Source organism: Sediminibacter sp. Hel_I_10 (genome assembly GCF_000688335.1).
Classification (GTDB): Bacteria; Bacteroidota; Bacteroidia; order Flavobacteriales; family Flavobacteriaceae; genus Psychroserpens.
The window spans coordinates 3,844,051-3,856,967 of the sequence record NZ_JHZX01000001.1; the positions used below are offsets into that span (position 1 = coordinate 3,844,051).

The window sequence follows — 12,917 nt, forward strand, 5'->3', positions numbered from 1 at the left end:
TAATTAAGTTAGTCTGTTCAGTAAATTTACGAAATGGTTAAACATTTAGACGTCGCAATTCTTTTTTTTATATTTTCTTTAACAAGTGCACTCAGTGCTCAAAGTGTTAAAAATAGCTTTGATTCAGAGGGGAAAAGGCACGGTGCTTGGCGTAAAAATTTTGATAAAACCAATCAACCCAGGTACGAAGGTGAGTTTGATCATGGTAAAGAAATCGGACTATTTAAATTCTACACTCTTAATAAAGGTAAAAGTGTTTTAAGTGCTACCAAGCAATTTAATAAAGAGAATGATAATGCAGAGGTTAAGTTCTTTTCGTCTTCAGGTAAGTTGATTAGTGAAGGCCAAATGGACGGTAAGCTTTATATAGGTCAATGGACATTTTACCATAATAAGTCTAGTGCAGTCATGTCTAAAGAAACCTATAATAACAGTGGTCAATTAGAAGGAGAGAAAACGGTCTATTATCCTAGTGGTCAAATTGCAGAAACGTCACATTATCACAACGGAAAACTAAATGGTCAAACCTTAACCTATTCTGAAAACGGACAGCTTTTAAACGATTTTCAGTATGAAGACAACGAACTTCAAGGGCAGCTAAATACTATGATGCAGACGGTCATCTAGCGTCTGAAGGACAATATCAGCATGACCGCAAGCATGGTGTCTGGACCTATTACAAAAATGATCAATTTTTAGAAACAATTGATCACACGAGACGTTCTAAAAATCCAAAGAAGTAAATTTTCTTAATCCGTAGTCAAGTAATATTCAACTTCAAGTTAGACCTCGGTTATAAGTTTCTGGATCTATAAAACTGGCACACAAAATTTCCGTAAATTTGCAAATCGTAATAAGGTCAAGGAATTTTACATTTCGGTCTTTTGTAATGTAAGCCTTTAGACGTTATTTCGATTAAGACGTATATGGAAATGAAAAGAGTAATTGTTGGTCTTTCTGGTGGAGTAGATTCTAGTGTTACAGCCTATTTGTTGAAGCAACAAGGGTATGAAGTTATTGGCTTGTTTATGAAAAACTGGCATGATGACTCTGTGACGATTTCAGATGAATGCCCATGGTTAGATGATAGTAATGATGCCATGCTAGTGGCAGATAAATTAGGAATCCCATTTCAGACTATAGATTTAAGTGAGCAGTACAAAGAGCGTATTGTGGATTATATGTTTGATGAATATCAAAAAGGAAGAACTCCAAATCCAGATGTGCTCTGTAATCGCGAGATCAAGTTTGATGTATTTATGAAAATAGCTCTAGATCTTGGAGCAGATTATGTGGCTACAGGTCATTATTGCAGAAAGGGCGAAGTCAAAAAAGAGGGTGAAACCTTTTATCAGTTGCTTTCGGGCGTAGATACCAATAAGGATCAGTCTTATTTTCTTTGTCAATTATCTCAAGACCAATTAGCGAAAGCCTTATTTCCAATTGGAGAACTTACAAAACCAGAGGTAAGAGCTATTGCAAAAGAACAAGATTTGATTACTGCCAATAAAAAAGATTCACAAGGACTTTGTTTTATAGGAAAAGTGCGTTTGCCAGAATTTCTTCAACAAAAATTAAAACCACGTGAGGGTATTATCGTAGAAATCGACAAGAATCATCACCATTACAACGATGAAACTCCTGAATTTACGTCTAAGTTTGAGGAACTGAATTTTTTATCCAAAAAACCAGAGTATCACATTTCCGAAGGTAAAACCGTTGGCAAACATCAAGGCGCTCATTATTTTACTAAAGGCCAGCGCAAAGGATTAGGTGTTGGAGGAATGGTTGAGCCACTTTTTGTGATTGAAACAGACGTTGATGAAAACGTGATTTATACGGGTCAAGGCCATTCTCATCCAGGTTTATCTAGAAGAGCTTTATTTGTAAACAATGACGAGTTGCACTGGGTAAGAGAAGATCTAGCTATTAAAGAAGGAGAGCAGATGAAAGTTTTGGCAAGAATTCGTTATCGTCAAGCTCTTGAGCCGGCAACGCTTTATAAAACGGATAGCGGATTGTATGTTGAGTTTGATAATGCTCAATTTGCTATTGCAGAGGGCCAGTTTGTAGCCTGGTACCTTGGAGAAGAATTGGTGGGTTCTGGTGTAATTTGCTAATTTGTTTTGTAAATTTATTGCAATATGCCAATTAGCTTTAAATAAAAAACAATGATGAAAAGACTTCTACTTTTATTATGTGTCATGTTTAACCTTATGTTACATGCTCAAGAAGATGCATGGGTTTATTTTACAGATAAGGATAATGTAGAAGCATCCATCAATAATCCCATTTCAATACTTACCCAAACTGCCATTGATAGAAAAGCTGCTAAAGGTATTGCAATTGATGCAAGAGATGTTCCTGTAAATGAAGCTTACATTACTTTGGTAAAATCACAAGACAATATTCAAGTTTTGGCAAAATCCAAATGGTTTAATGCCGTTTTTGTAAGAGGTACAGATGCAGATGTTATTAATGACTTACTGCTTAACGATACCTTAGAATTTATAGACTATATAGAGTTTGCAGACCCTAATCTCAATGATTTAGAGCGCGTATCTCAATCTGATAGTGAATTTTTGATTGAAGACACATTGATTTCTTTCAACTACGGAAGTGCACAAAACCAGGTCGAAATGATAGGCGTAGATCAGTTGCATCTTGAGGATTATACGGGTGAAGGCATTATTGTTGCAATTCTCGACTCTGGGTTTCCTAATGTAGATACTATGGGTGCTTTTCAAAGATTGAGAGATAATGAGGATTTATTGGGTGGCTATGATTTTGTGGATCGAACAGAAGACGTTTTTAATTTCTCCGGAAATGATCATGGTACAAAAGTATTGAGTGATATGGCTGGCTTTGTTCAAGATAATTTTGTGGGTACAGCTCCTGATGCTTCATATTATGTATTTAGAACTGAGGATGTCTCTAGCGAAACACCAGTAGAAGAAGGTTATTGGGTTGAAGCAGCAGAGCGTGCAGATAGTTTGGGAGTTAACGTGATTAATACGTCTCTTGGTTACAGGCTATATGATAACATCAATTACAGTCATACCAATCAAGATTTAGATGGTAGCACGACGTTTATAACGAGAGGAGCCAATATCGCTAATGAAAAAGGGATTTTGGTTGTAACCTCTGCAGGTAATTCAGGTTCAGCAGGAGTAGTTGCTCCAGCAGACGGCACAGGCGTATTTAGCATAGGTGCTGTAGATGCCGATGGAAACTATGCGGGATTTAGTTCTCAAGGAAGTGATTTTCAACCTACCATAAAACCAGATGTAGCAGCCCAAGGTCAAGGCTCTTTCGTTATTAATAGTGCTAACGCTATTGTTTCTAATAACGGGACCTCTTTTAGTTCTCCTATTATGGCTGGGGGTATCGTCTCTCTCATGCAGGCTTTACCCAATGCAACTAACGAAGAGATCAAACAGTTTGTTAGAATGTCTGCCTCCCAATATGATAATCCAGATTATTTCTTAGGTTATGGCATACCAAATTTACAAGAAGCCTTAAATATAGGTCTATCTTTAGACCAACAACAAATTACAGAACTCAAGGTGTTTCCTAATCCGGCAGAAACCATTTTGAACATTCAAACTCAAATAGGCGAGCATTCTACGAGGCTTAGAATCATTAATATTTTAGGCAACACAGTGTTAGAAAAGACGCTTTATGACTCACATACCGAACTGGATGTAAGCAGATTGAATAAAGGAATGTACCTCTTAAACTTTCAATCAGGAGGAGCATCAAAAACGTTTAAATTGACTAAATCTTAATGAGTAATAGAATTACATCACTTTTCAATATAAAATACCCCATAATACAAGCGGGTATGATTTGGAATAGCGGTTGGCGCTTGGCATCAGCAGCGAGTAATGCTGGAGTACTAGGTTTGATAGGAGCAGGGTCTATGTATCCAGATATTTTGCGAGAACATATTCAAAAGTGCAAAAAAGCCACTAGCAATCCTTTTGGTGTTAACGTGCCCATGTTGTATCCCAACATAGAAGAGATTATGGATATTATTGTAGAAGAAGACGTCAAAATTGTCTTTACCTCTGCAGGAAATCCTAAAACATGGACCAATTGGTTAAAAGAGCGAGGTATTACCGTAGTGCATGTGGTAAGCAGTGTGAAGTTTGCTTTAAAGGCTCAAGAGGCCGGTGTAGACGCTGTGGTTGCTGAAGGATTTGAAGCAGGCGGACACAATGGAAGGGAAGAAACTACAACTTTGACCTTAATTCCTATGGTAAAAGAACAATTATCAGTACCTTTAATTGCTGCAGGAGGCATAGCCACTGGACAAGCCATGTTAGCTACTATGATTTTAGGAGCAGATGGCGTTCAAGTGGGAAGCAGATTTGTTGCTAGTGAGGAGTCTTCTGCTCATGAACATTTTAAAAAGATTGTTGTAGATTCTAAAGAAGGAGCTACGCAATTGACTTTAAAAGAACTCGCACCAGTGCGATTGATTAAGAATAAATTTTTTAATGATATACAAACACTCTATCAAAAAGGTACGACTCCAGACGAGCTTAAGGAACTTTTAGGACGTGCTAGATCTAAACGAGGAATGTTTGAAGGCGATTTACAAGAGGGAGAATTGGAAATCGGTCAAATATCAGGTCTTATTCATGAAGTTAAATCTACAACACAAATTGTTGAAGATATGATTTCAGAATTTAGAGATGCTGTAAAACGTATTGAGAGCGTTAAATTATAAATTGAACTTGCTAATTGAATTAAACAGATTATTAAACAATGATTAGGGACTATTGGAAAGAAGAATGGAAGGATATTGTCTTTGACGATAAAATTTCAGACAATGAGAAATTTCAAATTTCAAACTACGGAAGAATTAAAAACTGCAAACTCGATACACCAGAGTTAGTCAAGCAGTATTACATTAATGGGTATCAAAATTTACCGTTAAAGCAAAAAGCAAATGGTAAGCAAACCAGTAGATACGTTCATAAACTGGTTGCGCAGCATTTTTTGGAACAAGGGGAAGGTATTTATGTCATTCATTTAGATTATGATAAGACCAATAATAAGGTTGAAAATCTAAAATGGGCCACAAAAAGAGAGAAAGAAATACATCAATTTACAAACCCAGAGTACATTAACCGTCCGCGTAGAGTAACACATTCTAAGTTGACAGAAACTAAGGTGAAATTGATTAAGCGAAAAATTAATGATCCCAACCGAAGAACCCGTCTAAAGATGATAGCAAAGCAATTTGGAATATCAGAGATGCAATTACATCGCATAAAAACAGGCGAGAATTGGGGCTACGTTACCGAATATTAAAGAACACATTAGAACTATATAAAATGACAAAAAGAGGCGAAAGCCTCTTTTTGCATGAAACGTTTTTAAGCACAAAATTTAATCCCTCTAAAAAATGTGCCAAAAAGTTTCTGTCCCAAATACCTAACCTACTAAAATAAAGTATCTGTTAATCAAAAATAGGTCAAAAATCATGGTGCCCTTTTAATGCTCTTGGTTTTTATGAACATTTTAAGATGATAACATTTTATTTAGAAAAATATTAAGAACTCATCAATCACTTTAGTTGTCTCCATAGACATATTCGGAATTGAAAAAGTTATTTTTGCGCTCTTTAAATGAAATCTGGAAATGCTTAAAGATTATACCAAGGAGTTTAGCTACAATCTCAAATTGGCGGCACCTGTTATTTTAGGAATGCTCGGCCATACCTTCGTTGGTTTTGTTGATAACGTTATGGTGGGACAATTGGGTACAGCGCAATTGGCTGCTGTGTCTTTAGGTAATAGTTTTGTTTTTGTGGCCATGTCTTTAGGCATCGGTTTTTCAACCGCAATTACACCTTTATTGGCCGAGGCAGATACCTCTAAGGATTTTGCGGGTGGTAAATCCGCATTTAAACACGGTCTGGTGCTTTGTACCATTTTAGGTATCTTGCTTTTTCTAGTTGTTTATCTTTCTAAACCTTTACTTTATATCATGAAACAGCCTCCAGAGGTTGTTGATTTAGCAGTGCCTTATCTTGATTTAGTAGCGCTTTCATTGGTGCCGCTGATCATTTTTCAAGCTTTCAAACAGTTTAGTGATGGTCTTTCTATGACCAAATACCCAATGTATGCTACCATTGTATCTAACATTATCAATGTGGTGCTCAATTACATGTTTATCTTCGGTAAATTTGGATGTCCAGAATTGGGAATCGTAGGAGCAGCATATGGAACGTTGATTTCTAGAGTAGTGATGGTATTGCATCTATGGTGGATACTAAAACGAAAAGAAAAGTCGAAAGCCTTTGTTACCCATATCAAGTTCTTTGTATTAGAAAAATTAATGCTTAAAAAACTCATTTATTTGGGAACTCCAAGCGCCATGCAAATGTTTTTTGAAGTCGCCATTTTTACTGCTGCTATTTGGCTGAGCGGCTTATTAGGTAAAAATCCTCAGGCTGCTAACCAGATTGCGCTTAATCTATCTTCAATAACCTTTATGTTTGCCGTTGGTTTAAGCGTGACTGCAATGATAAGAGTGGGCAATCAAAAAGGACTTGGACATTTTATACAATTAAGACGTATTGCATTTTCTATCTTCTTATTGGCCTTCTTATTTGCCTGTTGCTTTGCCGCAATATTTGCTTTATTTCATAACGAATTGCCTAAGTTGTATGTAGATTTTGATGACGCAAAAAACTATCAAGATAATTATGAAGTCGTTAGTATCGCAGCGCAGTTGATGATTGCTGCTGCCATCTTTCAAATTAGCGATAGTATTCAAGTGGTCGTTTTAGGAGCACTTAGAGGACTTCAAGATGTCAAGATCCCAACCCTTATTACTTTTGTAGCGTATTGGCTCATCGGTTTTCCTGTTAGTTTTTTCCTCGGAAAAGAGGAAGCCTATGGTAGCTTTGGCATTTGGCTTGGTCTTTTGGTAGGTTTAAGCTCTGCCGCAATTTTACTATGGTTAAGGTTTAATTATTTGACTAAAGCCTTAACTTTGAAAACTACTAATGTAAATATCTAATATTATGAACTTACCAAAATATATTCTCGGCGATAATACAGATTATCCTAACGCTATTTATGTCATACACACAGAGTTCCCAAGATTTGTTATTAATCTAGAGGATGATGAAGTGGAATGGTTAGAAGAGTTTGATAAAGAGGACGAAAAGGAAATTGAAAATGAAATGGAGAACCTCATTCAAGAAGCAACAGATTTTTACGATAGAGAGGTGAAACGATATGATGAGTAATGATTGACCAATTAATAGCATACGACAAAGAACTTTTTATATATCTAAACGGTCTCGGTACCACATTTTGGGATGCATTTTGGTTAACCTATACAGCCAAAATACACTGGATACCGCTATACGCAGTTTTGGCTTATCTTCTCTTCAAAAAGCTTAACACTAAGCTATTTATATTGATGTTGGTGGTTGTTGCATTAATGATCACGTTTACAGATCAAGTTACTAACCTCTTTAAACATGGTTTGGAAAGATTAAGACCTTGTCATGAGCCAGGCGTTGCAGAAGTGATGCGTTTGGTGAGAGACCGATGCGGTGGAAGATTTGGCTATTTCTCAGGGCACGCCAGTAACTCAATGGCTTTGGCTGTTTTTATAGGAATGACCTTAAAAAGCGCATACAAATATCTCGTTTATTTTATGATTGTTTGGGCTTTGGCCATGGGTTATAGTAGAATTTACGTGGGAGCCCATTATCCTCTTGATGTGGTAAGTGGAGCTTTGTTTGGAGGTGTTTCAGGATATATGTTCTACCGTTTAGATAGATATCTCCAAACACTGTTGAAGCTTAGGTAATTTAATCCTTTCTAGATAGGATATAAAAATCGTTTTGAAGACGCCCTTTGTAACCACGGCTTCCTTTCTCTGAAATATTAAGGTCGTAAGATCCTTTTTTCTCAAGGTGATAATTGCTTTCTAAGAGTTTGAGGTCTTCAGGCTTTAAGTCGCTTGTTAGTACACCAAACCGATCTTCAGAAGGAAACGAAATCACGCTGTCTGTTCTCATTTGTGGAATTTTATCACCAAAGTCCCAAAGCATTTCTGGCGCTACATAATCGAGTCCATAAAGTTGCAATTTTGCTTCTTGCAACTGCACATGTAATTGAGAAATAGAGCTATAATTTTTACTTTTTAAAGCTTCGGAAACGGGAAGACCAAAGCATAATAGGGCCGCAAAAAAGCAAATATTTAGATAGAACGTGTTTATTAGATGCTTACGTTGTAGTTGTATTATTAGTAAAATTCCAATAACAACCATTGAAATACTTAGCACTAAATAACTCCAAAACACTTCAGATAAATTTTGATCTAGTATAAAGAAAAGAGCTACTGGTAAAGCAATTGCTATTAACGCCATTAAACCAAAATGGAGATACACAGGAAAGCGTTCTCTCTTCTCTTTTATGTGCTTAAAGTTTTGAATTAAGTATTCGATGTAAAATCCTGAATTAATGGCTAAAGGAATTAAAACTGGCATTAAATATCGTGATTTTTTTTCAGGAATAATAGATAATAAAACAACCGCAAAGAGCGTCCAAAATAAGCTAAATTGATAAGCCTTTAAATGCCTTACTCGAGATTTTAAATACGGGTAAAGCAGTCCTACAATTGCTGGTATCGTCCACATACCACTTTGCACAAAAAAGCTCCAATAGTAATAAAAGGGTCTTACGTTGTAACTTGACCAATTTCCAGTTTCTTTTTCTGCAATGGCCTTAAATGTTTCTGGATCTTCTAACCGTACATAAATATACCAAGAGCCACCAATAAGAAGCGCTAAGAGTAAAGTTCCTAAAAAAGCAAATACTAACTTTTTAGAAAATTGATATTTAAAAGAACAACCGTAAGCCAATACAAATGGAAGCAAGAGCACGTAAAAAGACACTGGACCTTTGCTTAAAATAGAGCAGCCAATAAAAATCCCAGCAAGTACCATTCGTTTTAAAAAAGCTTTATTGTCCTTAAATAAAACGAATATGTGATAGATGCCCATCATCATAAAGCCATGGGTAAATATATCTGAGGGCGCTTCAAAAGCAATGGCTATCACATAAAATGAGGTGACCAAAATAAGCGCGTTTTGCAAACTTTGGGATATGTTTTCGGTTAATTTTTTTGAAAGTAAATAAGTGTATTGAGCCGTTATAAACATAAATACAAGCGCAGGGAAGCGCATGGCAATGTTGCTTTCAATACCAAATATTAAACCAAACAAAGCACAGATCCAACTGGGTAACGGTGGCTTTTGATAACGCGCCTCACCATTCATGGTGGTCAACAACCAATTTTGATCGGTAATCATTTCTCTGGCCGTAATAAAATTTCGAGCCTCCATAATACTTACAGGAATCACATTTAAGTTGAAACCCAGCATTATAATGATCAGCACAGCTAGAGTGAGAAAGGGATTATTTTGAAATTTCTGTAGCATCTGCTTTATGAATTAAATAGATGTTTCTTGAGTAAATGATGGAGCCTAAACCGTGACCAAGAATAAGAACATAGTCGATTCTAATAAAGGCATAAATTAAAATAAGAATAGAGCCAATAAGACTCAAAAGCCAAAAACCGAACGGTAGGGAAGAGGTTTTTCTTTTTTCCGAATACAGCCATTGATACACAAAACGTAACGTAAAAATCACTTGAGAAATGATGCCTAAAACCAAAAGCCAATACGGGATAGCTTCATTTTGAAACAATAGATCTAAATCGATTCTATTATTATTAAAATAATAGATCACAATAAGAACAGGGAAAATAATCAAGAACCATTGTACCGCTTTTGGAAATTTTTTCCATTGTCCTTGCAGTTGTAAATTACGAATGTAGATGTAATAGGTTAGAGATTGGCCCAGCATGATTGCAAAATCAAATCTAAGGTAGCCATACATAAAAAGTAAAACGCTAGCTAATAAGCTTAAAGTCCAAAAGAGTGTGGGTGTAATGACACGTTTTTGCTTTTCTGAAGTCACCCATTGAATAATCAGCCTTGAGGAAAACAAAATTTGAGCTAAAAACCCAATACTATATATAAGCCAATTGCTCATTTACTTTGTTTCAAAACCTGATAGTTGATGTATTTCTTCTTCATCCAGAGGTAGGCAAAACAATCCATGAGAGGGCCCAAAAGCCGATTCCATAAGCCAAATTTTGCCGTACCAGCAACCCGAGGAAAATGCTGAACAGGAATTTGTATAATTTTACCATTTTGAAGCAATATCATCGCAGGTAAAAAACGATGTAAACCTTTAAACATGGGAATACGCTTTGCGTAATCTGTTTTAATCACTTTTAGGGGACAACCTGTATCGTCCATTCCATCATGGGTAAACGTACGCCGAATGCCATTGGCGATTTTTGAGGACATGTTTTTGACGAAACTATCTTTACGATCAGCTCTAACGCCAGTTACTAAATCATATTCTCCAATGTGTTTCAAGAGTTTATTAAAGTCTTCTGGAGCAGTTTGTAGATCAGAATCAATGTAGCCCACCAATTCTGTTTCTGTATGGTCAAACCCAGCCTTAATTGCAGCACTAAGACCGCGGTTTTCAGTAAAAAGTAAATATGAAAAATTGGATTGACGTTCACAAATAGATTCTATGACGTCCTGACTTTTATCTTTAGACCCATCATTAACAAATAGTATTTTAGTGGGCTTAATGGCTATTTTGGTATAGTCTAGGAGCTCTTTTTCTACTCGTAATAGATTATCTTCTTCGTTGTATACAGGAACAACAATTGTAAGTTTATAGTCCATTTATGAAAGTTAGTTGGACAAAAATATTGTTTTTTATTCAACCACTTGTGATTTCATTTCATATAAAAACCCTTATTTTGTATTTCTTTACAATCAAATGAAAATACTTATTACAGGAGCCGCTGGTTTTATAGGCTCACATACAGCAGAACGTTTACAAAGCCTAGGCCATGTGGTTGTTGGCGTTGATAATTTTAGCGATTATTATAGTGTTATATTAAAACAACTTAATGCCAAAGCACTCACCGAAAAGGGAATCAGCATTATAAAGAAAGATCTAAGGGATGAGGACTTATTAAAAGTTCTACCAAACGATTTCGATTATATCTTTCATTTTGCGGGACAACCTGGGATTTCCCAAACGTCCACATTTGAAGACTATTTCAGTAATAACATTATCGCTACCAAAAATTTGGTCGATTTTGCAGAAGGCTGTCCTAATTTGAAATTATTGGTCAACATAGCAACCTCGTCTATTTATGGTCTTGAAGCGACACATCCCGAAAGCTTTGCTCCAAAACCTGCATCACACTATGGGGTAACCAAACTTGCTGGTGAGCAGTTAGTGCTCCAAAAAAGTAGAGAGCAACTTTTAAAGTCTTGTTCACTACGGTTATATTCGGTTATAGGTCCGCGCGAACGTCCTGAGAAAATGTATACCAAATTGATAGATCTGGGTTTGAAGGATGAGAAATTTCCTTTGTTTGAAGGGAGTGATACGCATTTGCGCAGTTTTACTTACGTGGGAGACATTGTAGATGGCATTGTAAGTGTTATTGGCAAAGAGCAACTTGTAAACGGAGAAATCATCAATCTCGGGACAGAGGTGGAGCACACCACTAAAGAAGGCATAGAAGCTGTGGAGCAAATTTTAGGTAAGAAAATCCATCTTAACGTCATACCAAAACGACCAGGAGATCAATTGCGTACTAAGGCTAATATAGATAAGGCTAGGAGATTGTTGAATTACAATCCGCAAACAACCTTATTAGAAGCTGTAGAGAAACAAGTCGCCTGGTTTAAAGCGAATTTTTAAGTTTCAATAGATTTTCGGCTGCAGCAAAAGGTGTAGTTTTTCCTTCAGCAACAAGTAGTAATTGCTTTTCTAAGGCTATCTTAATTTCAGATTGGTTGAAAAATTCAGACTTAAGACGGTCTTCAATAGTTTGTAGCAGCCAAAACTTATTTTGGGACTTTCGGTTTTTCTCAAAGAAGCCATTGCCCTTTACATTGGAAACATAAGTTTCTACCAACTCCCACACATCAGCAATACCTTCTCGATGTAAAGCGCTACATAACGTGACTTTGGGTTGCCATTGCGACTCCTTTTCTGGATAGAGATGCAATGCCCGCTTAAATTCTGATTTGGCCATTTTAGAGGCTTTTTTATTCTCTCCATCGGCTTTATTAATGGCAATAGCATCTGCCATTTCAATAATTCCTCGCTTAATACCTTGAAGCTCGTCACCCGCACCAGCTAATTTCAATAGTAAAAAGAAATCGACCATACTATGTACGGCAATTTCACTTTGGCCAACACCAACAGTTTCAATAATTATGGTATCAAAGCCAGCAGCTTCACAGAGAATAATGGTTTCACGAGTTTTTCTAGCAACACCGCCTAAAGAGGATCCAGAAGGTGAGGGGCGAATAAAAGCTTGCTCATTCTTAACCAAATCTTCCATTCGGGTTTTATCTCCAAGAATACTGCCTTTACTCAAAGTACTGCTTGGGTCTACAGCAAGTACAGCCACTTTTTTCCCCTGAGTTGTTAAATGCATGCCCAAGGCTTCTATAAAAGTGCTTTTTCCAACTCCAGGAACACCTGTAATGCCAATTCTAACAGAGTTGTTGGCGTATGGCAAACATGCTTTGATGATGGCATTTGCTTGATTTAGGTGAGAGCGATTGGTACTTTCTACTAAGGTTATAGATTGGCTGAGGGCCGTAATATTTCCTTCTATGACTTTGGAAACCAGATCATCTGTTGATCGCTGTAACTTGCGTTTTTCCTGAATGTTTTTAATGGCATTAGCATTAGAAAGTGCTGCGCTCGAGACGCCGCTAGTTTCTTCTAAAGCAGATGTTTTAGATGCTTTTGCCAATTGCA

General features: G+C 36.6%; 13 protein-coding genes. 9 read left to right on the plus strand and 4 right to left on the minus strand.

All coding sequences use genetic code 11. The annotated features are described in order from the left end of the window. Positions 1–33 precede the first annotated feature (33 nt). From P176_RS19760 to P176_RS0117380, 8 genes are all read left to right on the plus strand, one after another. Complete coding sequence (locus P176_RS19760; RefSeq protein WP_231481289.1) at positions 34–627, plus strand: toxin-antitoxin system YwqK family antitoxin; 594 nt, start codon at positions 34–36, stop codon at positions 625–627. A gap of 305 nt (positions 628–932) precedes the next feature. After that, on the plus strand, positions 933–2,120 hold the full coding sequence (gene mnmA / locus P176_RS0117350) for a tRNA 2-thiouridine(34) synthase MnmA (RefSeq protein WP_026755888.1): 1,188 nt from the start codon (positions 933–935) through the stop codon (positions 2,118–2,120). 51 nt (positions 2,121–2,171) lie between these two features. Then, entirely contained in the window at positions 2,172–3,788 is a 1,617-nt protein-coding gene (locus tag P176_RS0117355) for a S8 family serine peptidase (protein ID WP_026755889.1), read from the plus strand. Beyond that, positions 3,788–4,735 carry a nitronate monooxygenase family protein gene (locus P176_RS0117360; protein ID WP_026755890.1) on the plus strand — a complete coding sequence of 316 codons (948 nt, stop codon included), beginning with the start codon at positions 3,788–3,790 and terminating at the stop codon, positions 4,733–4,735. Before P176_RS0117355 ends, P176_RS0117360 begins: the two co-directional genes overlap by 1 nt. Before the next feature lie 38 nt (positions 4,736–4,773). Further along, positions 4,774–5,322 carry an NUMOD4 domain-containing protein gene (locus P176_RS0117365; RefSeq protein ID WP_026755891.1) on the plus strand — a complete coding sequence of 183 codons (549 nt, stop codon included), beginning with the start codon at positions 4,774–4,776 and terminating at the stop codon, positions 5,320–5,322. Between the two features lie 330 nt (positions 5,323–5,652). Further along, positions 5,653–7,038 (plus strand): MATE family efflux transporter, encoded by a 1,386-nt coding sequence (locus P176_RS0117370; RefSeq protein WP_037349028.1) that lies wholly within the window; start codon positions 5,653–5,655, stop codon positions 7,036–7,038. A 4-nt stretch (positions 7,039–7,042) separates the two neighbouring features. Beyond that, positions 7,043–7,270, plus strand: a complete 228-nt coding sequence (locus P176_RS0117375; RefSeq protein ID WP_026755893.1) for a hypothetical protein — start codon at positions 7,043–7,045, stop codon at positions 7,268–7,270. Then, positions 7,270–7,842: a phosphatase PAP2 family protein gene (locus P176_RS0117380; RefSeq protein ID WP_026755894.1), complete on the plus strand. Its 573-nt coding sequence runs from the start codon at positions 7,270–7,272 to the stop codon at positions 7,840–7,842. Before P176_RS0117375 ends, P176_RS0117380 begins: the two co-directional genes overlap by 1 nt. Before the next feature lies 1 nt (position 7,843). Here P176_RS0117380 and P176_RS0117385 read toward each other — a convergent pair whose 3' ends face one another. From P176_RS0117385 to P176_RS0117395, 3 genes are read right to left on the minus strand one after another with little or no spacing between them, the layout of a single operon-like run. Then, positions 7,844–9,478 carry a glycosyltransferase family 39 protein gene (locus P176_RS0117385; protein ID WP_026755895.1) on the minus strand — a complete coding sequence of 545 codons (1,635 nt, stop codon included), beginning with the start codon at positions 9,476–9,478 and terminating at the stop codon, positions 7,844–7,846. Then, positions 9,456–10,094: a lipid-A-disaccharide synthase N-terminal domain-containing protein gene (locus P176_RS0117390; protein WP_026755896.1), complete on the minus strand. Its 639-nt coding sequence runs from the start codon at positions 10,092–10,094 to the stop codon at positions 9,456–9,458. Before P176_RS0117390 ends, P176_RS0117385 begins: the two co-directional genes overlap by 23 nt. Next, on the minus strand, positions 10,091–10,807 hold the full coding sequence (locus P176_RS0117395; RefSeq protein WP_026755897.1) for a glycosyltransferase family 2 protein: 717 nt from the start codon (positions 10,805–10,807) through the stop codon (positions 10,091–10,093). Before P176_RS0117395 ends, P176_RS0117390 begins: the two co-directional genes overlap by 4 nt. 97 nt (positions 10,808–10,904) lie before the next feature. On the opposite strand from P176_RS0117395, the gene P176_RS0117400 reads away from it, so the two are divergent. Continuing rightward, positions 10,905–11,843 carry an NAD(P)-dependent oxidoreductase gene (locus P176_RS0117400; protein ID WP_026755898.1) on the plus strand — a complete coding sequence of 313 codons (939 nt, stop codon included), beginning with the start codon at positions 10,905–10,907 and terminating at the stop codon, positions 11,841–11,843. On the opposite strand, the gene meaB is transcribed toward P176_RS0117400, so the two are convergent. Beyond that, on the minus strand, positions 11,827–12,912 hold the full coding sequence (meaB, locus tag P176_RS0117405; RefSeq protein ID WP_026755899.1) for a methylmalonyl Co-A mutase-associated GTPase MeaB: 1,086 nt from the start codon (positions 12,910–12,912) through the stop codon (positions 11,827–11,829). The two genes, P176_RS0117400 and meaB, sit on opposite strands and share 17 nt — an antisense overlap. Between the last annotated feature and the right edge of the window lie 5 nt (positions 12,913–12,917).

Bases quoted from the DNA above. Each gene is read 5' to 3' on its own strand.
- P176_RS19760 (WP_231481289.1), top strand. From the start codon at position 34: ATGGTTAAACATTTAGACGTCGCAATTCTTTTTTTTATATTTTCTTTA.
- mnmA (WP_026755888.1), top strand. From the start codon at position 933: ATGAAAAGAGTAATTGTTGGTCTTTCTGGTGGAGTAGATTCTAGTGTT.
- P176_RS0117355 (WP_026755889.1), top strand. From the start codon at position 2,172: ATGATGAAAAGACTTCTACTTTTATTATGTGTCATGTTTAACCTTATG.
- P176_RS0117360 (WP_026755890.1), top strand. From the start codon at position 3,788: ATGAGTAATAGAATTACATCACTTTTCAATATAAAATACCCCATAATA.
- P176_RS0117365 (WP_026755891.1), top strand. From the start codon at position 4,774: ATGATTAGGGACTATTGGAAAGAAGAATGGAAGGATATTGTCTTTGAC.
- P176_RS0117370 (WP_037349028.1), top strand. From the start codon at position 5,653: ATGCTTAAAGATTATACCAAGGAGTTTAGCTACAATCTCAAATTGGCG.
- P176_RS0117375 (WP_026755893.1), top strand. From the start codon at position 7,043: ATGAACTTACCAAAATATATTCTCGGCGATAATACAGATTATCCTAAC.
- P176_RS0117380 (WP_026755894.1), top strand. From the start codon at position 7,270: ATGATTGACCAATTAATAGCATACGACAAAGAACTTTTTATATATCTA.
- P176_RS0117385 (WP_026755895.1), bottom strand. From the start codon at position 9,478: ATGCTACAGAAATTTCAAAATAATCCCTTTCTCACTCTAGCTGTGCTG.
- P176_RS0117390 (WP_026755896.1), bottom strand. From the start codon at position 10,094: ATGAGCAATTGGCTTATATATAGTATTGGGTTTTTAGCTCAAATTTTG.
- P176_RS0117395 (WP_026755897.1), bottom strand. From the start codon at position 10,807: ATGGACTATAAACTTACAATTGTTGTTCCTGTATACAACGAAGAAGAT.
- P176_RS0117400 (WP_026755898.1), top strand. From the start codon at position 10,905: ATGAAAATACTTATTACAGGAGCCGCTGGTTTTATAGGCTCACATACA.